General features: G+C 33.7%; 19 protein-coding genes and 1 pseudogene. 17 read left to right on the forward strand and 3 right to left on the reverse strand.

Features of this window, described 5'->3' with window-relative positions:
- The first annotated feature begins 7 nt into the window (after positions 1-7).
- The 8 genes and pseudogenes from H033_RS0109855 (at position 8) to H033_RS0109890 (ending at position 8650) form a co-directional block, all read left to right on the forward strand.
- Positions 8-1021: an AAA family ATPase gene (locus H033_RS0109855; protein WP_026838177.1), complete on the forward strand. Its 1014-nt coding sequence runs from the start codon at positions 8-10 to the stop codon at positions 1019-1021.
- A pseudogene (locus H033_RS19930) lies at positions 1022-1759 on the forward strand (DUF58 domain-containing protein); the annotation flags it as partial.
- Positions 1760-1897: 138 nt separating this feature from the next.
- A complete protein-coding gene (locus H033_RS0109865) occupies positions 1898-2908 on the forward strand; it encodes a DDE-type integrase/transposase/recombinase (RefSeq protein ID WP_026836997.1) in 1011 nt (336 codons plus the stop codon).
- Between the two features lie 50 nt (positions 2909-2958).
- Positions 2959-3081, forward strand: coding sequence for a hypothetical protein (locus H033_RS22285; RefSeq protein ID WP_262489306.1), 123 nt, complete (start codon positions 2959-2961; stop codon positions 3079-3081).
- A gap of 1 nt (position 3082) precedes the next feature.
- A complete protein-coding gene (locus H033_RS0109875) occupies positions 3083-4381 on the forward strand; it encodes a BatA domain-containing protein (protein ID WP_026838178.1) in 1299 nt (432 codons plus the stop codon).
- Positions 4378-6576, forward strand: a complete 2199-nt coding sequence (locus H033_RS0109880) for a DUF4175 family protein (RefSeq protein WP_026838179.1) — start codon at positions 4378-4380, stop codon at positions 6574-6576. Before H033_RS0109875 ends, H033_RS0109880 begins: the two co-directional genes overlap by 4 nt.
- On the forward strand, positions 6566-8314 hold the full coding sequence (locus tag H033_RS0109885; RefSeq protein ID WP_026838180.1) for a hypothetical protein: 1749 nt from the start codon (positions 6566-6568) through the stop codon (positions 8312-8314). Before H033_RS0109880 ends, H033_RS0109885 begins: the two co-directional genes overlap by 11 nt.
- 114 nt (positions 8315-8428) lie before the next feature.
- Positions 8429-8650 carry a CDGSH iron-sulfur domain-containing protein gene (locus tag H033_RS0109890; RefSeq protein ID WP_026838181.1) on the forward strand — a complete coding sequence of 74 codons (222 nt, stop codon included), beginning with the start codon at positions 8429-8431 and terminating at the stop codon, positions 8648-8650.
- A 107-nt stretch (positions 8651-8757) separates the two neighbouring features.
- Here the strand turns inward: H033_RS0109890 and H033_RS0109895 are convergent, their stop codons facing one another.
- Positions 8758-9348, reverse strand: a complete 591-nt coding sequence (locus H033_RS0109895; RefSeq protein ID WP_026838182.1) for an HD domain-containing protein — start codon at positions 9346-9348, stop codon at positions 8758-8760.
- Positions 9349-9890: 542 nt separating this feature from the next.
- Between H033_RS0109895 and H033_RS19935 the strand changes: the two genes are divergently transcribed.
- Both H033_RS19935 and H033_RS0109905 read left to right on the forward strand, forming a co-directional pair.
- On the forward strand, positions 9891-11819 hold the full coding sequence (locus H033_RS19935; RefSeq protein ID WP_155827770.1) for an adenylate/guanylate cyclase domain-containing protein: 1929 nt from the start codon (positions 9891-9893) through the stop codon (positions 11817-11819).
- Between the two features lie 49 nt (positions 11820-11868).
- Positions 11869-12474, forward strand: a complete 606-nt coding sequence (locus tag H033_RS0109905; RefSeq protein ID WP_026838183.1) for a hypothetical protein — start codon at positions 11869-11871, stop codon at positions 12472-12474.
- Positions 12475-13059: 585 nt separating this feature from the next.
- On the opposite strand, the gene H033_RS0109915 is transcribed toward H033_RS0109905, so the two are convergent.
- Entirely contained in the window at positions 13060-13269 is a 210-nt protein-coding gene (locus tag H033_RS0109915) for a hypothetical protein (RefSeq protein WP_010228566.1), read from the reverse strand.
- Between the two features lie 485 nt (positions 13270-13754).
- Between H033_RS0109915 and H033_RS0109920 the strand changes: the two genes are divergently transcribed.
- The 6 genes from H033_RS0109920 (at position 13755) to H033_RS0109945 (ending at position 21562) form a co-directional block, all read left to right on the forward strand.
- Positions 13755-14150 (forward strand): NUDIX hydrolase, encoded by a 396-nt coding sequence (locus H033_RS0109920; RefSeq protein WP_026838185.1) that lies wholly within the window; start codon positions 13755-13757, stop codon positions 14148-14150.
- 340 nt (positions 14151-14490) lie between these two features.
- Positions 14491-15762 carry a hypothetical protein gene (locus H033_RS20970; RefSeq protein WP_051227864.1) on the forward strand — a complete coding sequence of 424 codons (1272 nt, stop codon included), beginning with the start codon at positions 14491-14493 and terminating at the stop codon, positions 15760-15762.
- A gap of 148 nt (positions 15763-15910) precedes the next feature.
- Positions 15911-16123, forward strand: a complete 213-nt coding sequence (locus tag H033_RS20975) for a hypothetical protein (protein WP_026838186.1) — start codon at positions 15911-15913, stop codon at positions 16121-16123.
- A gap of 134 nt (positions 16124-16257) precedes the next feature.
- The gene (locus tag H033_RS0109935; RefSeq protein ID WP_026838187.1) at positions 16258-17412 is read left to right on the forward strand and encodes a porin; all 1155 of its coding nucleotides are present in this window, start codon (positions 16258-16260) and stop codon (positions 17410-17412) included.
- A 312-nt stretch (positions 17413-17724) separates the two neighbouring features.
- Positions 17725-18120, forward strand: a complete 396-nt coding sequence (locus H033_RS0109940; RefSeq protein ID WP_026838188.1) for a (deoxy)nucleoside triphosphate pyrophosphohydrolase — start codon at positions 17725-17727, stop codon at positions 18118-18120.
- On the forward strand, positions 18113-21562 hold the full coding sequence (locus H033_RS0109945) for a DUF3427 domain-containing protein (protein ID WP_026838189.1): 3450 nt from the start codon (positions 18113-18115) through the stop codon (positions 21560-21562). Before H033_RS0109940 ends, H033_RS0109945 begins: the two co-directional genes overlap by 8 nt.
- Before the next feature lie 253 nt (positions 21563-21815).
- Here the strand turns inward: H033_RS0109945 and H033_RS0109950 are convergent, their stop codons facing one another.
- Entirely contained in the window at positions 21816-22661 is an 846-nt protein-coding gene (locus tag H033_RS0109950) for a universal stress protein (protein ID WP_026838190.1), read from the reverse strand.
- Positions 22662-23367: 706 nt separating this feature from the next.
- Between H033_RS0109950 and H033_RS0109955 the strand changes: the two genes are divergently transcribed.
- Positions 23368-24510, forward strand: a complete 1143-nt coding sequence (locus H033_RS0109955) for an alpha/beta fold hydrolase (RefSeq protein ID WP_081661829.1) — start codon at positions 23368-23370, stop codon at positions 24508-24510.
- The last annotated feature ends 8 nt before the right edge of the window (positions 24511-24518 follow it).

Genomic DNA, 24518 nt, shown 5'->3' on the forward strand with positions numbered 1-24518 from the left:
ATACTTTATGGAAAAAGATTTGTTACAGATAGAGCAAGAAGTGAAAGATCTTTCAGAAAAATTGAAGGATCTAAAGGCAGAAATCGGAAAGGTGATTATAGGCCAGGAAGAAACTGTAGAGCAATTGCTTATTACATTTTTGGCAGGTGGTCATGCCCTTTTAGAAGGAGTACCGGGCTTGGCGAAAACCTTGATGATTCGTACGCTCGCACAGGCGATAGATCTGGATTTTAGAAGAATTCAATTTACCCCAGATTTAATGCCATCAGATATTATAGGAACAGAGATATTAGAGGAAGATCATAGTACAGGAAAGAAATTTTTTAAATTCAACAAAGGTCCTATTTTCGCCAATATCATTCTTGCAGATGAGATCAATAGAACTCCTCCTAAAACTCAGGCAGCGCTCCTAGAAGCAATGCAGGAATTTGAAGTTACCTATTCTGGAAAAACGTATGAGTTGGATAGACCATTTTTTATTCTGGCTACTCAAAACCCAATAGAACAATCTGGCACTTTCCCATTGCCGGAAGCTCAACAGGATCGTTTCCTTTTTTACATAAAAATTGGCTATCCAAATGAGGTAGAAGAAATGGCTATTTTAAAGAAAACGACAGGCACTAAAAAGGAAAAACTAAATAAAGTGATTTCAGGAGAAGAGATCCAGAGATTACAACATTTAGTAAGGGAAGTGCCAATAAGTGATGATCTCATCAAATTTGTGAGCCAAGTTACCAGAGCAACTCGTCCTGAAACCACAGATAATACTTATGTTAAGGAATGGGTGAATTGGGGCGCAGGACCCAGAGCAGGTCAAGCCATGATCCTTACTGCAAAAGCGCGTGCACTTATCAACGGAAGATTATCGGTTACTTTAGAGGACTTAAAGCATGTTGCTTTACCTGTTCTTAGACATCGAATAATAGTGAATTTTAGAGCAGAGGCAGAAGGAATTACAGCAGATGAGGTCACCAAAGAATTACTGAAAAGCGCTAGCACGAATTTAAAGTCTAAGAATTAAGTGAAACAGGATTATCACCAGTTATTAAAACCTGAAATCATCAATTCTGTTTCAGGATTGGCTTTAATAGCTCGTGTGGTAGTAGATGGTTATCTCTCTGGTTTAAACCATAGCAGACGAGTAGGTCCGGGCATGGAATTTAGTCAGTATAGAAGTTATGAGCCAGGCGACGATTTGAGGTTGTTGGATTGGAAAATGCTGGCGAGATCTGGACGTTACTATATTAAGCAATCTGAAATAGAGACTAATATTTCAGTAAAATTTATTTTGGATACCAGCAAATCTATGTTGCATACAGAGAACGGATTGTCTAAAATGGAACATGTTCGGGTACTTGTAGCATCACTGGCATATCTTTCCCAAAATCAAGGCGATGCTGTGGGTTTGTTTACTTTGAATAATAAGCACCTACAAAATCTGTATCCAAAAATTCAGAAGCAGCATTATAACAGGATCCTTTTAGAGCTTATTAATATTAAAAGTGAAGGGCATTGGCCAGAAGATCAAACGGCGCTCAACAAATTGCATGATAGAAGACATAAGGAGCTCATTTTTTTTATAACAGATCTTTACGAAGATAAGTTGGAAATCACCAATTTTATTAAGCAGTTAAAAACTTTGAGGAATGAAGTAATTGTAATGCAGATCATGGGAAAGAAGGAACTGGAATTCGATTATAAAGGAACAGTGACCTTTGAAGATCTGGAATCTGGAAACCGTATAAAAGTAGATGCCAAAGTGTAAAGTTTCACTACAATGTTGATGGCATTTCATCCCTTTCGGGGTTTTCTTTGAAGGCGTAGCCGAAAAAGAAAACCCCGAAAGGGTCAGATAAAAAAGTTGATTATTTTTGTTTTACCACAAATAAAAATAATTATGCAACAAATCTATCATTTCAATGCCACTACGAATATAAATATTCGTACCCAAATTCAAACCAATTCTGCTACAAATTCCGAATTGGCATCAAGGTTCAACGTTTCCAAACAAACTATTTCAAAATGGAAAAACAGGGATTTCGTCCAAGATGTTTCCTGTGCGCCCCATAACATTATATATGCTTTGACCGATTTGGAAAAAGCGCTTGCCATAAGTTTGAGGAGTTCCACGTGGCTACCCATTGATGAGGTCTGGGAATCTTTGTTGGAGGGTAACCCGGCAATTTCAAGAAGTTCTGTCTACCGTTGTTTTGTGAAGGAAAACATCAATAAAGTACCTCAGGAAAAGAGGGATATTGCCAAAAAATTCAAAGCCTACAAACCAGGGTACCTACACATAGATGTAACCTATTTGCCCAAATTCGAGGGGCAGTCATATTATTTATTTGTGGCAATAGATAGGGCCACCAGGACTATGTTCTATGAGGTCTATGAAAACAAAAAGGCTGAGAGCACAGAAGATTTCATGGACAAATGCCTGGATTTCTTTCCGGTCCATATCAGTCATATCTTAACCGACAATGGACTTGAATTCACCAACAGGCTTATTATGTCCAAAAAAGGAAAACTTTGTGACAAGCCTTCTAAAATGGATGTGAAATGCATGAAGAACAACATTGAACATAGGCTTACAAAACCAGCAACACCAAAAACGAACGGTATGGTGGAAAGAGCCAACGGAACGATTAAAAACAATACCATCCTAAAAATAAAATATCAAAACAAACAGCAGATGGGGAAGGATATGATGGAGTTCCTGTGCTACTATAATTTGTACAGGAGGCATGGTTCTTTGAGAAAAGAACTTAATGTGAAAACTCCTTTTCAAGCAGTTGAAAAATGGTACAAAATAGAACCTGAATTATTTAAAACAACACCCAATGAATTTAAAAATAAAATCCTAAGTTTACAATCTGATCTTAATCAACTTCCATCAACAACCTTGTGAAACTCGACACCAAAGAAGCAAAAAAACACTATCTGAAATCGCTGGAAAACATGATGAAAGCTACTAAAGATACTTTGCTGGCAAATGGTATTAGTTATCATCTTTTTAATCTGGAAGATCCAATAGGAGAAGCTTTACAATCCTTTCTAAAAATTAGAAATAGACTAATCTAGTATGAGTTTCCTGAATCCTTCATATCTCTGGGCTTTATTAGGACTGGTTGTTCCGGTGGCTATTCATCTTTGGAGTAATAAGGAAGGAAGAACGATCAAGCTTGGAAGTGTCAAATTTTTAGAAAATTCAGATGTTAAGCAAACCAACTCCATCAAGCTTAACGAACTATTATTATTGCTTTTAAGACTGCTTATGATAACGGTCTTGGTTTTTATTCTAGCAGAACCACATATTAAAAGAGATAGTGAAAATATTCCCATTACTTATCTAATTGAACCCTCTTTGTTGAAAAATGAGAGCCTTAATACATTGGTGGATAGCTTGCAGCAAAATTCTTCAATCCGATTATTACAAACGGGTTTTCCTGATTTAGATACTTACAAAGAGGGAAATACAGAATTTCCGATTCCTAACTATTGGCAACTAGCAAATGAAATGGAGGTTTTACGATCAGATAGTATTGTGGTATTTACAAATGGATATTTGCAGGGTTTTAAAGGGAAAAGACCTCTACTGAATCGAGATATAGAATGGATGGTTTTTGATTCTGAAGTTCAAGCAAATGAGATCCTGGAAGTTGTAAGAAAGGGCGATGTGGTAGTAGTGCTAGAATTAGTAAGCGATCAAAAAAAAATAAGTTTTCATGAAGAAATTCTTCCATTAAATAGCGATGCACTTCAGCTTAATCAAAATAAGGACAGTTTGCGCTTTCTTGCAGACAACGAACAAATATGGCACCCTCTAAAAGCAAAAGATTCCATAGCTATTTTGATCTATTATGAGGAGGAACTTGAAACCACTAAAATTTATTTGGAATCTTCTTTTAAGGCTATTTCCAAATATTTAGAGCGACCTTTAGAGGTACTTGCAGTTCAAGATACAACAGGCATAGATTTTAGTTCCTATCATTCTCTTGTTTGGCTTAGCGAAGCTCCTCGTTTTAACACATCTCAGCGCTCCTTACTATATTTTCCCGATAGTCTCGCAAATTCTTTGATTGAACCTAGTAGCTCAAAACACACTTTTCACCTTACTAAGCTTTTAACTACTGAAATTATTCTAGCTGAAAACTTTCCTGAACAATTGCTGAAGTTTTTGGATCTCAATAAGGATCTGGAAAGTAAAGTTCAAACTTTAGACAAACGGACTAGAGACAAGAAGGAGTTATCTACTCAATTTACCGAAATAGTGTCTGAAAATGTCCAACCAAGATTGCTTAGTATTTCAAAGTGGCTTTGGCTGTTGTTAGTTTTGTTAATAATCACCGAACGAATTTTTGCCAGATATAGAAAACAATGAGCAGTGCTGGGAAAAACATATTGATCAGTTTCAGAAAACGTTGGCAATTATTGCTTTGGCTAGAGATCTTAATATTTACAATAGGAGCATCTATATTAATCTATTTTCTAAGTGAAAACTACCTAGGTAGCATTCTAATATTTTTTGTGATCTTTTCTATCCGATCATTTCTGAAGAAACCTTGGCAGCTCAGCTTAGAGAAAGTAAGTAGTTATATAGACCATCAAATGGAATCTGCGGAATATAGCTCAGGATTGCTTTTACTTTCTTCTGAAAAATTATCCGGCTTAGCGCAACTTCAGCAACAAAAGGTAGGGAAGCAATTAGAAGAAAAGATAGATACAATAAAAACACCTAATCGGCTGAAGCAGTCCGGGATTAGTAGTTTCGTAATGATTGCTTTGGGAATTCTATTTTTTTATTTCAATTGTATGTCTAAGGACAATATTCCTTATAAACCTTCAGAAGGAACAGAGATCGTCTTTCAAAAGGTAGATTCTACTACAGGGCAAACTAAAGCCCCAAAGATAAAAGAACAATTTGTAAGCATCACTTATCCAACATATACCGGAATCCCTACGGGGATCACCTCAAAAATGGATATTAAAGCCTTGGAAGGTTCCCGAATTTCATGGAAACTTACTTTTGATGGTTCAATCAAAAATCCAGTTATAGAAACAACGGGAGCTATTTACAAGATGGTATCTAAAGAAGCTTCTTATACTTATTCACTAAAACTGAATTCTTCCGGTTTCTATAATTTTAGATTTGAAGATACTTTGGAAGGAGTTTATGTTTCTAATTTGTATGCTATAAAAATGATTAAGGATGAAGAGCCCGTAGTGGAAATTCAAGGAATAGATCAATTTTCAGCTTTCGAATTGGAGGAGCGCAAAGTGCTTAGTTTTATTACCTCGATTACTGATGATTATGGAATTTCGGAAGCTTACATTATAGCAACGGTAGGTAAAGGAAGTGGAGAATCGGTGAAATTCAGGGAACAAAAAATGGACTTTAATGGAGTGCTAAAAAAAGGTGGCCGGAAACTGGATCTTACAAAAACCATCGATCTTGATGAACTAGAAATGGAAGCCGGGGATGAGTTATACTTTTATGTAGAAGCAACCGATCTTAAAGAGCCTACGCCTAATCGAACGAGAAGCGAAACCTATTTTGCGGTAATTAAAGATACCACAACCTACGATTTCGCAGTGGAAGGCACTTTGGGAGCCGACTTAATGCCAGCTTATTTTAGAAGTCAGCGGCAACTGATTATTGATACCGAAAAATTGATCAAGCAACGTAGCTCCTTATCTAAAAAGGAATTCAAGGCTAAGAGCAATGCACTTGGTTTCGATCAGAAAGCACTTCGGATAAAATATGGGGAGTTTATGGGAGATGAAACCGAAGCTAGTTCTACGATCGAGCCTGAAGAAACAGCAGAGAATAGCGAAAAAGAAGATCCATTGGCAGAATATTCTCATGATCATGATGGCGATAACGAGCATAATCTTGTTGAAAATAAAGAAGAGGAAAGCAAAACTCCTTTAGAGGAATATGTGCATAATCACGATGATCCCGAGAAATCCACACTTTTCAGCAATTCTCTAAAAAGTAAATTGAGGCAGGCGATGACAGAAATGTGGGATGCAGAACTTCATTTGAGGTTGTATGAACCTAAAAAATCTTTGCCTTTTCAGCATAGAGCTCTAAAACTTCTCCAAGAAATTAAAAATAGAGCAAGAATTTATGTGCATAGAATAGGTTTTGATCCGCCACCTATAAAAGAAGATAAACGTTTGACTGGAAAACTGGAAGATGTCTTAAGCTTTAGAAAAAGCGAGGAGATTGGATTAGAAGAAAAATATCCCTTTATCAAACAAAGTATCCGGAGATTGGAAGTGTTGATAATAGAGAAAAATAAGATTACGAATGAGGATCGCCAACTTTTTAAAAAAGCTGGAAACGAATTGGCTGGGAAAGCCATTGAAGAGCCTGGGAAATATCTAAAAACATTACAACAATTAAAATGGCTGGCAGAAGATTTTAAAGATAGGTCAGCAATCTTTGATGAAGTTCAAAAAGGACTATTATCTGCCTTGCCTAGACCAAGCCCTAATCCTGCAAAGAACAAGAGTTTTGAAAGTGAGATCAACAAAATATTTCTAAAAGAATTGGAACTGCATGATAGATAGATTTACTTTTTTAAATGATACATGGAGCTGGCCTGTTCTTTTGGGAGCAGCTGTTTTATTTGTGGTATTTATTTGGAAAGAAAGCTCTCAATTTTCAAGTATTCGTTTTTATATTAAAGTTGTGGTGGCCTTCTTGGCCATTTTATCGTTAGCTATGATCGCTTTAAGACCAGCACTTCTAAATACTGAAAATTCGGGTAATCTTATCATATTAACTGAAAACTACACACAAACTTCTTTAGATAGTCTTAAAAAAGAACAGGAGAATATCAAGGTTTTAAATTATACTTTGGATACTCCAATTATAAAAGAATTAGTTGGCACAGATTCAGTCTTCATCCTTGGACATGGGATTAAGAGTTACGATTTATGGCAATTAGAGGGGAAATCTGTAAAGTATTTGGAAGGGGCGCCTCTCAGCGGAATTATAAAATTCAATTACGATTTAGAACAGGCAGTAGGAGATAAGACCCTTTTTAAGGGTTTATATTCAAATCCAACTCAAGGAAATAGGTTGGTCTTAGAAGGTGCAGGCAGACAAGTTCTTGATTCTGTTATATTATTAAAGAAAACTGAACAACAATTTTCGCTAAATACCGATTTAAAATCTGCCGGAAATTTTATTTTTAGAATCACTGAAAAAGATTCTTTGGGTAACTTAATATCTTCTAATCCAATTCCGTTAAAAGTAGCCGAAAAAGAGGCTTTAAATATCTTGATGATCAACGGGTTTCCAACTTTTGAAACGAAGTATTTGAAAAACTTTTTGGCAGAAATGGATCATAAAGTGATTGTTAGAAGTCAAGTTACCAAGGGGAAGTATAAATATGAATATTTTAATGCAGAACGGTCAACTATAGGAAACATTTCAGAAAAACTACTCGAAAGTTATGACCTTTTAATAATAGATTTTAACTCTTTCAAAACACTTTCGACTTCACAAAAGAATGCAATAGAAAAATCGGTGAGGGATTATGGCTTAGGAGTTTTTATTCAACCAGATGTTTCCCTATTCGGATCAAGCTCTGGTTTAGCTTCATTTGATTACACTCAAGATAATAGCAAGGAAACCATGCTAAATGGAAATTTGCAAGTCACTAAATATCCATTCACTTTTAAACAAAGCTTGACACTTGAACCAATTCTGAAACCTGGAAATCAAATTCTATCTGCCTACAAAAGAATAGGGCAGGGGAAGGTTGGGAGTAGTGTTTTAGAAAACACTTTTGAACTGCTATTGGATGGAAATACAAGTGCATATCAGCAACTATGGACAAAAATAATCAATGCACTCAGCAAAAGTGCTGTCGCTTCAACCGAGTGGTCTTCACAATCAAAAATGGGTTTCCCAAATGAACCTTTTCAATTTCGAGTGCGAACTATAGAAAAAGCACCGATTGTTTTAAATTCAGAAAAAACAGAGATGGCATTGCGCCAAGAGTTTGATATCCCAAAGCTTTGGACTGGGACTACGTATCCTAAGCAATCTGGATGGCATAAATTAAGTTTGCAACAGGATAGCACTGGTGTGTACAACTATTATGTTTATAACATAGAAGATTGGGAGACTTTGAATTCTTATGAGAGGATTCAGCAAAATCTCCGGGTTTCTAACTCGGCAGGCGCAACAAATACGAAAAACACCAATTCTATTCCTATTACCCTTTTATATTTTTATTTAGTATTTTTAATAAGTATAGGAATTCTATGGCTGGAGCCAAAATTGAGAAGTTATTAATGAATTCAAGATTTAAGAAGCTAGATGTAAAAATCTAATCTATTTTCGTTTTCTTTGATTTTTTAATAGTGACTATAGAATCCTCTAGAGTTTTAATCAACCTAAATAAATATTATGTCTAAAACAACACTTAAAGTAAACAATAACGGATCTCTTAAGGTTACAGGAGATTTTGAAATAGTAGATAAAGAAGGAAATGTGTATGACCTCGCAGGAAGAGATGTTATCTCTCTTTGTAGATGTGGGCTTTCACAGAACAAGCCTTTTTGCGATGGTGCACACAGAAACCATTTTGAGCATGAAGCCGTTGCATTTGCTTTGCCACCAAAGAAATAATACTCATTTAAAGAGTTAAATAAACAAATGCAGTACGATAGTGCTGCATTTTTTTTATAAGTTAGTTAGAAACCTAGAGGAAATCTTTAGAAAAGGAAAAGAGTGTTTTACTTAATTCCTTCCAGTTTTTTTTTTAACAACTTTAAATTTTTTAATTTTTTTGGCTCACGGTTTTGCTTGCAATAAGAAGTGTGGTAATGATGATTTGAAATAAAATTATATTGAATTTCATTCCATTTATCCTCACTTAGGTCTGGCTGATAATACAATAGTTCCTTGTATAATTTCTCACTCCATTCCAAGAAAACATCTGTACCAAGATATTCCAAATCGGCATCGGCAAGAATGGCAGCAAGATGAGAGGTGGGGTTTTGAGGGATCTTAGTAGCTTTCATCATCTCACAGATCTGGTCAATTTCATCTGCATTCAGCTCAAATTCCTTCAATTCCTTTGAAGCAATTATGCAGCTTAATTCTTCATGGTTTTCTCTATCTACAATAAATCCGATATCATGATAGAGCGCAGCAATTTTCAATAGAAATAGATTATGTTCTCCTACGTTTTCCTTTTTTGCTATATAAATAACCTTTTCTAAAACACGTTGTGTATGTTCTAAACAGTGATAATGTAACCAAGGAGGTAAGTTATGCTCCAAATTGGAAATCACTTTATTATAAATAGGAAGAAACTTATCCATTAACCGAATCTTTTGTTATGCGTCCCAATTTTTTTATAAACAAGATATGAAATTGAAATAGTATAAACAATATGTGGTTCGTAAAAGACCTAATTAAGAGCTCTTGAAAATGAATTTAAACTATAGGGTTGTTCAAATATCTTCTAAAACACATGAATATCTACTTCTAATGTAACTAAATTACCACAATAACTGCTTTATAATTTAATTTAATTCATATTATGAGTGTCAGTTCCACTGATGTTATCTATCAAAACATGTAATAAAAATAGTTCAGAAATATTAAAATTTTAAATTTTATTAGTAACAAGCCTGCATTTAGAAGTGTTTTAAAGCTGTTTACCGAAAATCTCTTTTTTCATATTTATAACTTCACTACCTTGAGAGTCAGTATGTTTGATAGGGTTGAAATATTTTATAATTTGCATTTATGTCTGAAAGTTAAAAATGAACGACCTATTTAAAATATCCTAAGAAATTTTGAGAACTCATCCCCACATTTTTAGTGATTCTATAATAGCATTATAAGCATAAAATAAAACATGCTACTTCTTAGAATTTTGAATGCATTATTAAATGCTAAAGAAGCGATCAATCTACTGGAAACAATTTATTTGTTAAAGATGAGAAGACAACATTACTTTTTGGTTCTTACAACAGTTTTGTTTTGTTACTGGCACAGTTTCGCCCAAAATCCAGAGCTATCGGATAGTTTAAAAAGCATCTATTACTCTAAATCAGAGAATCAGACAGATTTGGAAGTGCTCTTAAAAATTGCTAATAATGAAGCAGATCCCGATAGTATATCTAAATATTCCATATTATTAATAACTAGTTCAAAGGCTCTTGGAGATGATGAAAAGACATACGCAGGTTATCGCAACCTAGGAAATGGATTACGTTTAAAAGGTGATCTTAAAGAAGCTTTAAAAGCGTATTTCAAGAGTCTGGATTATGCTAATAAAATTAATGATAAGAAGGGAATTGCATACTCTAATATAGAAATTGGAAATGTATACTCAATGAGTGGAAATACTGCCAATGCAGATCTATATTATAATAAAGGAATAGATGAGTTGCGTAAAGGGGAAGATTCAATACCGCTTGGTAGTGCGCTTTTTAATGCTGGAGACGAATACCTACGGATAGGGAATTTAGATAAAGCTGAGGTTTTTACCAAAGAAGCTGACCTTATTTTTGAAAAAGTAGACTTTCCTTTAGGGAGAGCTTATAGTTTAGGAAATCTTGGTAGAATTAATGCAGGTTTGGGAAATGATGATCTGGCTGAAGAGAATTTAAATACGGCTATCGCTCTGCTTGAAGAGTTGAATGCACATAATGCCATAGCAGAATTCCTTGTTTCTCTCTCAGATGTTTATTCTGAATTAGGAGATACAGAAAAAGCTTTTCAATACGCTAGCAGAAGTTTAGAGATCTCAAGGAAATACGGGTTCAAGAATTACATAGCCGCTGCATACTCAAAACTTTCAGAACTATATGAACAAATTGGATATACTGCAAAATCCTTCCAATATTATAAAGATTATATCATGTATCGTGATAGTGTACGGAATTTAGAATCTGTAAGTGAGATGGCTGATTTGCGGACCAATTTTGAAATTTCACAAAAGCAAACCGAAGTAGATCTACTGAGTCAGCAGAAAAAAAATCAACAAAATATTGTGATTGGGGTTTTAGTAGCATTATTCTTATTAATGCTTCTAGTATTTGGATTGTATAGGCGAAACATTTTTATAAGACGTACTAATTTGATTATAGAAAAAGAGAAGAATAGATCTGAACATTTGTTGCGAAATATTCTTCCGGAGGGAACAGCATTAGAGCTTATGGAAACCGGAAAGGTACAGGCAAAAAAATTTGAGGAGGTAAGTGTTTTATTTACAGATTTTGAAGGGTTCACCCAATATTCTGAAAGCCTCTCTCCAGAAGAACTGGTTGAGAGTGTAGATTTCTATTTTTCAAAATTCGATAAAATTATTGAAAAGCACGGTCTGGAAAAAATAAAAACAATTGGCGATTCTTATATGTGCGCAGCAGGAGTGCCGTTCCCTATGGAAAATCATGCAATTAAGATCATGTATGCAGCGCTAGAAATTTTAGAGTTTGTAAAAGAATCGAAAAAGAAGAATCAAGCTCTTGGTGCTCATTTTGAAATTAGAATTGGTATTAATAGTGGCTCCTTGATCGCTGGAGTGGTGGGTACCAAAAAATTCGCTTACGATATTTGGGGGGATACAGTAAATATGGCCTCACGTATGGAATCTTCTTCTGAGAGTGGAAAGATCAATATTTCCGAAGATACTTTTCAATTGATAAAAGACAGCTTTTCTTGTAAAGAGCGTGGTAAGATAGAAGTAAAGAACAAGGGGATGGTTCCAATGTATTTTGTAGAGAGTGTCAAGGATCTTAGTACGAAAAGTACTAATGGAGTACCCACTGCAATGAGTTAATAGTTTTATTAGCTTTTTTTAAAAGTAAAACCAACAAAAATCAAATATTATGAAAACAACTACATTATTAAAAAGGACAATTAGAACAGCTAGCTTTTTAACAATTCTTCTCGTTTTGATCTCCTTTAAAAATGAGAAACCAACATCACAAAATTATTTAGAGATCTCTAAAGAGCTCGTATTGAACAATGAGAACGATTATAATCTGGCTATTCCTGTAAAAAATAATGCCATAGAAGTGGAGCGAAAAGATGTACAAGTAGTTTTAGTGATAGATACAGATGGTATAAACGAGGCTAATTTGGATGCTAAAGTACTCTTTGTAAATGTGGGAGATACTACTGCTACTCGTTCTGGAGACCCAAAAAACTTTTTAACTAAAGTTTATAAGAACAGGAAAATTGAGTGGAGTGCAGTACCTCAAAATGAAAATAGTAGTTTGACCATAGACGTATTAGCGATCTTTAGAAAAGAAGATGGAGGTGCAGAGCTCATGGAAGATATTTATATAGAAGAAGGTAAAAAAGGAGTGGTAACCGCAAAAATTAAAAACAAAAAGGTTGAAGGGATAGAAAATTATAGTGTGGTCTTCAGGATCAATGAAGAGCCACCAAGAACTTTCGTAGTTGATCCTAAATTGCAGATGGGAGATTAGATTAAGATATGGGATCTTTAATTTGATGGAAAAAAAAAGCAATATCTCTCGATATTGCTTTTTTAATTTTTAATCCCTCATTGAGGGTTTAACCCGCCTGACCGGCTGGGCAGGTTCCCCGAGGCCTGCCCGAAACATTCAGGCGGGCTTGCCTCGAATTTTTAAAAGTATTTTCTCCCGAACCATCGGACAGGCCTCGTAGGCCCGCCAGTACCGTTCGGGCGGGCTTGCTTCGAGGTTCTTGATTTGCACCTTTAAGTATAAATCCATCATCCCGGTTCGTAATCAGTTTCAAATCAAATATGATCTTTTAATTGTAAGTTGTTTTTTAAGCATCAGAAATTGATATAATGCTGTTTTTACCAGCAAAATTTATTTGGCCGTGAGATTCCAGTTTTAAGATGAAACCGCAACTTACAGGGACGGAGCTGATTTACAAAAAGCAGAAGCTAGAAAAGCTAAAGGTTTTTTGATCTTGCTTGGTATAGATTCAATTTGGTCTAAAAATAAAGAACTCGCTTTAAGGCACTTCCTTTATTGTATGTGTATATTTGAATGTACACCTCCAAAAATGAATAATAACTTCTAGCTTACCCCAGGAATTTCAATCATTTTACCTTTCTTGGATTCTCCAAGAACCGTAACTTCTTTGTTTTTACGATACTCTTCTATAGCAAGTATAAGTTGCTCTTTAGTATCTCTACGGATTTTTATGGCCGTTCTTTGATTTTTATTTCGAACTTCTATATAAAATCCGTCTCTTAAATCTTTTGGTTTAGTGGAAGGTCTTCCCATATTTGATATTTCTATGGTTACAATTTATGTAGCCTAAAGGTTTAATAATTAAACATATAATAAAAAAAGGAGGAAAAGAAATTTTTTTGAACATGATTACTCTTCAAGTCAATAATTATTCTTTGGACAGCCAATCTAAGTGCTTAAATGGATTTTGAGTTACAAAAGGACTAAGAAAGTCTCACAAAAATCAGCATTTCCTTTAATTAAATGCAAAGGTAAGGATTTCTGCTGTAATTTCCGCTTTGTTAAGCTCTTGTATTAGTGATTTCTCTTTTATTGTTAAGAAGAAGCCTTTAGTATTTTAAAATGTATAAATACTAAAGGAAGAAAAAACTCGTATTATTTAGTACAAATAATATAAACCTGATTCTGTATATTGAAATTAAACTACAGGGTGTATCAGGGAATTAGCAATCTTAAAAATTATATTTGTTACTATATAATTTGTTGTAGATAAGTAGTTGAAAAATATAGCTAAGAACATGGAAATTGATAAAATAGCCCTGATAAAGATTAAAAGTGGTCAAGTTTTAAGCACTAGATCTAAAGGGAAGAACAACTATTATTTCCCGGGAGGGAAAAGAGAAGTAGGTGAGACCGATGAACAAACTTTGATCAGGGAGATACGAGAAGAACTGAGTGTGGAGATCATTCCAGACTCCTATAAATACTTGGGTACTTTCAAAGCTCAATCTGACGGAATGAAAGATGGAATTATAGTTAAAATGACTTGTTATTCGGCAGACTTTAATGGAACTCTAAAAGCGAATAATGAAATTGAGGAAATAAAATGGCTGAACTATGCCGATATTAATTCAGTTTCCGCAGTTGACAAAATAATATTTGACTTCTTAAAAGATAAAGGAGACTTAGATTAATACCGGGTAATTGTGAAAAAAGTGATATTTTAGAAATCAAACTAGGTATTGACGAACTTAATAAAGGTAAAAGAATTTCTTACGATTCCTTTTTAAAGAAAACTTCTTAACGAAATTTTTTTTATCCGAGCTTTCGGAATTAAAACTTTTAAAACTCAATGAATAACTTTTAGAAAACTTGAGTAGAAAAGTTAGAGATAAATTCATGGATCAGTTATCTGAAAGAATTAGGCAAATATGAGGATTCTGTATAAATTTCAATGCAATCGATGGTTTTAATGCAATTTTAATATATTTGCCCGAATAAAATCAAAAATCATCACTTCCCTTAAACTTGTTAATGAAACAATACATCATCCTAGCGCTTGCATTATTTTCTCTTTCAAACTCTTTTTCACAGGTAGAAAACAATAATAAAAAGATCCGAGTTTTTTTGGACTGTCAATCTTATTGTGATCAGGATTTTATAAAACGTGAAATTCCCTTTGTAGATTATGTAAATGACCGTTTCCAGTCTAATGTTTTTATTTTATCTAATCATCAGGTAACGGGGAGTGGAGGCCGCGAATATAAATTACAGTTCACCGGAAGGGAAATTTTTACGGGAGTAAATGATACGCTCTCTTTTGTAAGGCAGGCAACCGCAACTGATGATGAAGGAAGGCAACAAATGGTACAGACCCTCAAATTAGGCCTTGTAAAATATCTTGCACGTACAGAACAGGGAAAAAACGTACAGATAACAGTTAAGGAAAATGAAGGAGAAGTAGGAAAAGGAACAGAAGAAGAACAAGAAGATCCGTGGAATCTGTGGGTATTTAACGCCCGACTCAACGGTTATCTTAATGGGGATAAGAATTATTTTAGCAACAGTTTCAGCACAGGATTTTCAGCTTCCAGAATAACGGAAAAGTTTAAAACAACAACTTCACTTAGCTATGGCGTGAACAAGAATCGTTTTGGTGAAGGGGAAGATGCCTTTGAATTTTCAAACGAAAATTACCGGGCAAATAATACTACAGTATGGTCACTTGGTGATCACTGGTCTGCTGGTGGTTACGTCGAATTTCTCAGATCAGATTTCTCCAATTATACATCCTCCTGGACCCTTTCTCCTGCAATAGAATATAACTTCTTTCCTTATTCAGAATCAAACAGCAATTATGTTGGTTTGATGTATAAAGTAGGACCTTCATATTTCGATTATATCGAAGAAACCATTTATTTAGAAACCGAAGAATTGAGGTTTAAGCACAACCTTTCCCTGGATATAAGTTTAAATAAAAAGTGGGGGCAACTAAGCGGTTCAGCATCCTATGGCCACTATTTTCATGATGTTTCCAAGAACAGGCTCACATTTTCTGGTTATGCAGATCTCCGTCTTTATAAGGGTCTGTCGCTAAACTTTAGCGGATATTATGCGCTGCAACGAGACCAGTTGAATATAGCTAAAGGAGATATTTCCAATGAAGATCTTTTAACAAGAAGGAGACAGCTCGATTCAAATTATTCATTTTATACCAGTTTTGGGATCCGTTACAGGTTTGGGTCTATTTTCAATAATGTGGTTAATCCCCGTTTTGATGGGGCCGGGAGCATGTTCTTTTTTTAAAATAGGCTGACAGGAAATAGAAAACTCTGCGAAGTTAAACCGCGGCAAAGATCTCCATCGATTATACTTCCTAAAAGTATCAGGTTTCCAGATCCTCTATGATTACTGGCTCAAAAATCACAGTACTTTAGAACTATAGATACCTGGGATGAGTAAGAAAGACGAGATCAATAAGCTCAAAAAAAAGTATTGGGAACAGGGGTTTGTAAAAGACTTCCAACAGAATATTCTTACTGATATGGAACTCATAACCAGAGATGTTATGTCTAAAAAAAATTGCCCTAACCATGAGATACCAGATCGAAAAAAGGAAACAAAAGCCTTCAGAAAAATGATAATCCGATTATTTGGCTTACTCTAATTTCAATAAAATTTAGTAAATTTAAATGGGTACTTCAGAAATAAGGTTTTACTATTTAACCAAACGCATCTAAGAATGCTAACACTTCTGCCCACAATGTTGCTAAAATTTTAATCGTAAATAGCTATTATTTTATGATAAAGTCATTTTTTATAGGCCTGTTTTTATTAACTCCTCTAATGGGATCCTCGCAGGTAAACGACAGTCTTGCTGAGCCAGTTATCTCCATAGAAAAGGAAAAGCTCTTAAAAAATATAAATATCACATTCGATATGCGAATGGAGTTTCAGGCATATACCTTTAGGGGCAGTGATCTTTATTACAACGGCTTACAGTTTGAAAATGGGTTCACAGCCCTAGGAATTTCTGCAAAACTACACGAAAGGGTGGACTTTAATTTTAGAAACCGCTTTAATAAAGGCGGCGATGTGCAATCCTTGGATCGACTGGGCAGTAATATTGAATTGGCTTATATAGACATTAAAGCCAGTCCGTCCCTTAATATTGTGCTGGGAAAGACCTATGCGTTTTACGGGGGTTATGAATACGAGTTCAAGGCTATGGATGTTCTGGAATATAATGATATTCAAAGCAATGCCCTGGCTTTTGTTACCGGAGTCGGAATTACTTACCAAAATTCAAAACATCACAAATTCGGATTCCAGGTGCTAAACTCGCGTACCATGCTTTATGACGACCTTTATCGGGATGTAGTTGCAGAAAATATCCAGGAACCTGACTGGCCGGTGGCACTTGTTGGAAACTGGCGAGGAAGCTTTTTCAATGAAAAATTTCAAACCATTTATAGCTTGAGTTATTCCAATCAGGTAAAAAAAAGAGGCACCTATTTTTTTACTTTAGGTAACAAATATCAAAACCGTAACCTGACTTTGATGTATGACTTTAATTACAGCTATGAAGAGATCGATACGAAGGGAATTGTGACAAATATTCTCGATAGCGACACGGTGGCTGAGGATGCGATGTATATAGAAAACTGGTTAAGAGCAGAATACCGTTTCAGCCCAAAGTTTACAGGATTATTAAGCATTATGACCAGCAGCGCCTATAGTGACTTCACAAGCGAGCGCAACCACCTTAGAACGAGCTATGGAATGGTGCCTACCGTATATTACAGTCCATTTAAAAATATTGATGTCCGTTTTTTCTTCGCTTATATCGGCAGGTATTATGATCATACCAATTATGCTATAGAAAATTTTGGTGCCGCTAACTATAACAGAAATGAAGTAAGGCTTGGCTTTATTGCTCCCTTATTGTTATTGTAAGATTACTTCAGTATAGACCTAGGCCTGCATCTCTTTTAGTAGAATCAGGCCTAAAGCTTATAATAATATAAGCACAGGAATTACTTCCTAAAATAAGGGCTATTTCAAACAGCCGGTAAATTTTCAAAGAAAATATAATTTGACTTCTTAAAAGTCAAAGAAGATTTAGAGTAATAAGGGGTATTCCAGTGAAAAGTGATATTTTAGAGCCCAAGTATAAAACAAAAAAGCCGAAAAGAAAGCGACCCTACTTCACGCTACTTGCATTAAACAAGACCGTTAACAACTAATAGAATAAAGCAGAAGTTAAAAATGAAAAGCATTGAAGTTGTAGCAGGAATTATTTTTTTTAAAAATCAGATCCTATGTGTTCAAAGACCCAAAAACAAACTCCACTATATTTCTAAAAAATTTGAATTTCCTGGAGGAAAAATTAAAAAAGGTGAAACTCATAAGGAGGCTTTAAAACGAGAATTATTTGAAGAATTAAATATTATAACAGATATCAAATCCTTATTTATTACGGTTGTTCATGAATATCCAGATTTTGAATTAACAATGCACAGTTTTATTTGCAAAGCTGAAACAAAAGAACTCATCCTACATGAACATATAGCACAAGAGTGGTTAACTCTAAAAGAACTTAAAAAACTTGATTGGGCAGCAGCTGATATTCCGATAGTAAATAAATTAGTAATGAATGGATAAATTAACTCAGATTTTCAATTCCAGTTTACAAACAGGTTATGTAGATAAAAATGTTTTATCTAATGTAGCTTATCAACCAGAATTACTTGTCAATCAAAAAAATCCGCCAAAAAAAGTTCTTTCATCAATACTTCATGAGCTTGAAAATTGCAATCAGTTTTATATCTCAGTAGCATTTGTTACAACTAGTGGAGTTGCTACCATAATTAACAAACTAAAAGAACTTGAAACTCGTGAAATAAAAGGAGAAATTTTAGTGTCTCAATATTTAAACTTCACGCAACCTGAAGCGCTAAAAAGATTATCTCAATTCAATAATATAGACCTGAGAATTGCAACAAAAGGAAATGCACATGCAAAAGGGTACATCTTTAAAAATAAAGACCATTATAATCTAATTGTTGGTAGCAGTAATTTAACGGCTCAAGCCTTGTCAACTAATAAAGAATGGAATATTAAAGTATCCGCATTAGATGAAAGTGGACTTGTTGAAAAATTACTCAATGAATTTCAATCTGATTTTGAAAAAGCAACGCATGTAACGGCAAAATATATTTTGTCCTACGAAGAAATATATCAGAAGCAATTTCTTTTAAATAAAGAAAACAATCTTGATAGCTTAATTGAATCCCAAACTATTATAACTCCTAATTCAATGCAAATAGAAGCATTGGAAAATTTAAAAAATTTACGGGAAGATAAAAAGAATAAAGCTTTAATTATTTCTGCTACTGGAACAGGAAAGACCTATTTATCAGCTTTCGATGCAAAGGCTTTTAATCCAAAAAAGTTATTGTTTGTAGTTCATAGATTAACCATTGCAAAAGATTCATTAGATACATTTAGAAGTGTTTTTGGAAAGGATAAAACAATGGGTTTGTATTCTGGCGAAAAAAGAGAACTGGATTGTGATTTCATATTTTCAACAATTCAAACTATTTCAAAGGCCGCACACCTAGAAAACTTCTCGAAAGATCATTTTGATTACATCATCATTGATGAAACTCATAGATCTGGTGCAGATTCTTATTTAAGATTAATAGATTATTTTAAACCTAAGTTCCTTTTAGGAATGACAGCAACTCCTGAAAGAACTGATGGTAATGACATTTTTCAATTATTTGACCACAACATTGCTTATGAAATTAGATTAAACAGAGCAATGGAAGAAGAAATGCTTAGTTCATTTCATTATTATGGAGTAACCGATTTATTAATTGATAATAATGAGATTGATAATAAATCGAATTTTAACCTATTAGTTTCTAGCGAACGAGTTGACAGGATAATTGAGCAGGCAAATTTTTACGGAAGTGATAACGGAATAATTAGAGGTCTAATATTTTGTTCAAGAAAGAATGAAGCGATAGAACTTTCTACTTTATTAAACCTGAAAGGATATAAAACCATAGCTTTAACAGGTGACAGTTCTGAAGAAGAAAGGGCAAAATCAATTGAAAAATTAGAATCGGATAACTTAATTGAAAAACTCGATTATATTTTTACGGTTGATATTTTCAATGAAGGGATTGATATTCCAAAAATCAATCAGATTATTATGCTTCGACCTACAGAATCTGCAATTATCTTCATTCAGCAATTAGGAAGAGGTTTAAGAAAAGTTGAAGGAAAGGGTTATTTAACTGTTATAGATTTCATTGGAAACTATGATAACAATTACTTAATACCCATTGCACTGTATGGAGATACATCCTATAACAAGGACTCCTTAAGGAAACTAATTACCGAAGGGAGCAGAATGATTCCTGGAGCTTCGACAATTAATTTTGATGAAATCACCAAAGATAGAATATTTCAATCCATTGATTCTGCGAATATGCAGTTGTTATCTGATTTAAAAAAAGATTACAACCTTTTGAAATTCAAGTTGGGTAGGATTCCAATGATGATGGATTTTATTGAACATGGTTCTAGAGACCCTTATTTATACGTGAATTATTCCAGTTCATTTTATAATTTCATTGTTAAAGTAGAGAATGATTACAACTCAGAATTATCTAAGGAACAGGTTAAACTTTTAGAACTATTTTCTAAAGAAATAAATAATTCTAAGAGGCTTGAAGAAAGTTTAATCATCAAATTGTTAATTGAATTTGGCAAACTTTCCATAAAAGATTTAAAAGAATCGATTTTTAAAAAATATCATTACTCTATCTCTGAAGAAACTATTAATTCTTGTGTTTCTAATTTAAATTTTGAATTTATTAGAGAAAAAAAAGGAGGTAAATTGATTTCAGCAAAAGAGATTTATAATTTCGATATTCTAAAAATTGAAAATGAAAATCTACACTTTTCAAGTACGTTTCTTTCCTACTTAAACCACAAAGTCTTTAAAAATTTTCTGACTGATTCTACTGATTATTCCATCTATGAGTTTGACAAATTATTTGAATCAGAAAATTGGCAAAATGGATTTGTCCTTTATCGGAAATACTCTCGTAAAGATGTGTTTCGAATATTAAATGTTTCTGAAAACCCTGTTGCTCAAAACGTAGGCGGTTATTTAGTAAGTCCAGATAATGCTCATTGTCCAATTTTTGTGAATTATCATAAAGATGATGACATTTCTGAGTCAACAAAATATGAGGATAAATTTATAAATCCTAAAGAGTTTGATTGGATGTCAAAATCCAATAGAAAAATAAACAGTAAGGATGTTCAATCTATTTTAGGTAAAAAAGGGGCTATTAGACTTCCATTATTTATCAAGAAAAATAATGATGAGGGAATGGACTTCTATTATATGGGAGAAGTAAGTCCTGAATTAAATCAGGTTGAACAAACAACTATGAGTAATGATAGTGGTAAACAAGTTTCAGTTGTAAAGATTCGTTTCAATTTAGCAAACCCTGTTACACCTACTATGTATAATTATTTGGAAGAGAAGGCAACAGCTAAAGATAATAAGCCAGAAATGAAAGATGATATTGTGACATTACAAGGAACTATAAATTTTGAACCAATATTAAGAAACCCAATCCCATTTTATAATTTTTATGCTGCAGCTGGGACATTTAGTGATATGCAATCAGAAAAAGATTTTAGATTAGTTGAAGGTCCAAGTAACGGTAGTTCAAACAACGATTATTTTGCTTGTAAAATACTTGGTGAATCAATGAACAGAGTAATTCCGAATGGTTCAATTTGCTTATTTAAACCATATAATGGGGGCAGTAGGAATGGAAAAATTGTCTTGGTTGAAAACATTGATATTCAAGATCAAGATTTCAATTCCGCTTTTACTATCAAGACGTATTCAAGTGAAAAAGCAGTATCTGAGGAAGGCTGGGAACACATTTCAATTGTTTTAAGGCCAAATTCATTTGATGCTTCTTATAAAAATATCATTATCAATGAAGAAAATGGTGCAGAAATGAAGGTTGTAGGGGAGTTTGTAAAAGTTTGGACAGAGACCAACTAGTAATACTAGTTGGTGACATAGTATAAAAATAATAGTCTAAACGATCGCGTCCCTAATTCAAGCTAATTGCGATTAACAATGCCCTTAACTTTTGATGAAAAAACGACGGCATTCCTCTCTAATCAATCTTGGGATGCTATATAAATCGAACTTTTCAAAATTTACAAAAAAATTTAGAAGCTATTTCTATGTAACCTGGGATATATATTCTTCAAGCTTCCCGGCTTCAATTTTCATATTTATTACTTTATACTTATTCCAATTCCTTTAAAATCAATACCGGCACCTTTGGATTAAAATCGATGTCTTCCTTAATTCGCTGTGAAAAGAGTTTACTGAAAAACCCCTGCTTTCGTTTATAAAGTGCTAGAAAATTACTATCCCTACTTTCAATAAATAAATGAACACCACTCGTAAGCGTAGTTTGCGTGAGTTTATGAAAGCTGAAATCAACTTCAGCAAAATAGGTTTTCAGCGTTTCTCTGTTTTGTTCCTGCTCTTTAGTAAGTGGCCTGTTATCGCTATCAATATACAAGATCCTGATGCTGGCATTTAAATTAAAAGCCATATCTATAAGCGCTACAACTTCTTTATTTTTAAATGGGAATTTAAAAGTGCTAGGGAAAACTATTTCTCTATTGGATTCTGGTAGTACTTGCATTAGTTCGGGTAGAACTAAAAATGGACAATTTTCTACCTTTTCGGTCACTTCGGAAATTTCACTCTCAAAAGCCGCGTTTATCGAAACATTTTCGCCCCGGGAAACCATTAAGATCAAATCTATATTGTGCGTATCTACACATTCCTGCATGGCTTCGGCAAGATCTTTATTGCGCGATATTGTTTCAAACTGATGCCTGTTGTTTTCTTGTCTGAAATTTAAACCTTGAAGAGTCTTCTGTAATCCTTTTTCAGATTCAGCCTTTGCTGCTTCCAGTTCGGTATTATTATTTCTGCTTAGGGAAATCCTTGTAGGAACTTCATAAGCATTCAGAATAAAAAAAGTACAGGGAATATTTTTGTAAAGATTTAAAGCATACACCAGGGTATTCCAGGCATGTTTGGTGAAATTGGTAGGAATAAGAATTTTCTTTTCCATAGAATAAAATGAATTAATAAGCGATTTCTGTAAATATACTAAAACTAATTACCCGATATTTCTATTTTCCAGTGGAAAAACCTGATTTAAACAAAGGGAATAAATGATCAACCAGCTGCCTATGTAGTATTTTTCTATTTCAAACTTAGTTTCTTAATGGAATGGCCTGGAATCAGAATGCACTTTGTAAATCTTGTAGGTAAAATTTAATAACGGGTTGTACAATAGATTAATATGAGAAAACTAATTAAATAGTAATGGGGGCTGTGAAGCTCCTGTTTAAGAGAATACGATGTCGTTTGATTTCAAATGAATACAAATAAGATTTACCGTTTATTTGCCAATACAGAAATACTTGACCCTTGCTATTGCTAAGGAAAATAGCGAGGTACAAAAAAGGTACAAGAAAATGACACAAAAAATAGCAATAATAATCTCCCCAAATTTGTTATAATTTAATCAATGGTGAGTTCTCTTTTTAATTTCATTTTTAAGTTATTGTCAATAACTCACTGTTGTTATATCTTGATTAGATTTTAATGAATAGTCAATTTTTGTTATATAAGATCTACAGGCATATAATGCAATTTGTAATTTATAGTCAATAATCATAGTTTTATCCCGGAAATAAAAATGATAAAGGAATATATTTGTTCCTATAAATGGAGTTGTACATAATTATTGAAAACCTTAAACTACAAACTAAATGAGACATTTTTATTTAATATTCTTAGTGATTTTCTCTTTATCGTTCTCTTTGCATGCCCAAAGTCAAGATACGCTAGTAGACGTTGGTGGCTATAAAATGTATTTTAATATAATGAAAGGAAAAGGAACTCCAATTCTTTTTGAAGCTGGTGGGGGTGATGATAGTTCTGTTTGGAACAATATATTAGAAAAGATTCATAACGTTACGGGTACAACACTAATTACTTATGACCGGTCTGGATTTGGACAAAGTGAATTAAATCCAAATCTGAAAAACGATTCGGATTTTGGAATAGAAAATGGTATCAAAGAACTAGAGACAGGTCTTTCGAAGTTGGGTTATAACAATGAGGTTATTTTGGTTTCCCATTCGTATGGTGGATTGTATAATCTGTTATTCGCTCGTAAACATCCTGAAAAAGTGCTCTCGATCATTTTAATAGATGCTACTCCTAGTGATTTCTGGAATGAGGAATTACTGACAATGAGAGATATGAATATTGATATGAGTGCTATAAAAAAGCCTTCAGGCGATTATTATTTGAATTCAAATTTCAATGAAACAATGCGCTATACGAGAATTATGCAGTTCCCAGAAAACACTCCAATTACAAATATTTTTCCTGAAAACTCCTTTCCAAGTTTTCCAGAGATACTTTCAAATAGGTGGAGAAAACTCCACAAAGATCTTGGTGAAAATAAGGATAATGTAAAAAATATTATTGCCAAGGGAAGTGGTCATGCTGTATTTCAAGATAATCCTGCGTTAATCATCAATACAATAATTAAAGCGTACTCAGAAACGGTAGACGAAGATCAACAAAATGCACTGTTACATAAGGCTCTAGATAATGCAATAGAATTATCTATTGAAACTAAGGTAAATAATCGTTCAGAACATGATTTGAATGAATTAGGTTATTCATTTTTGAGAAATGAAGAATTAGATAAGGCTTTAGAGGTTTTTAAATTAACGGCAATTTTATATCCAGATAGTTTTAATGCATATGATAGTTATGGTGAAGCCTTATTGATGGCAAATAAAAAAGAAGAAGCAATTGAAATGTATGAGAAATCAATTGAATTGAATCCAGAAAATGAAAATGGAAAAAAGGTATTACGACAAATGCAACAAGAATAACTATGTAC

This window comes from Gillisia sp. JM1 (assembly GCF_000424645.1).
In the GTDB taxonomy this organism is placed as follows: Bacteria; Bacteroidota; Bacteroidia; order Flavobacteriales; family Flavobacteriaceae; genus Gillisia.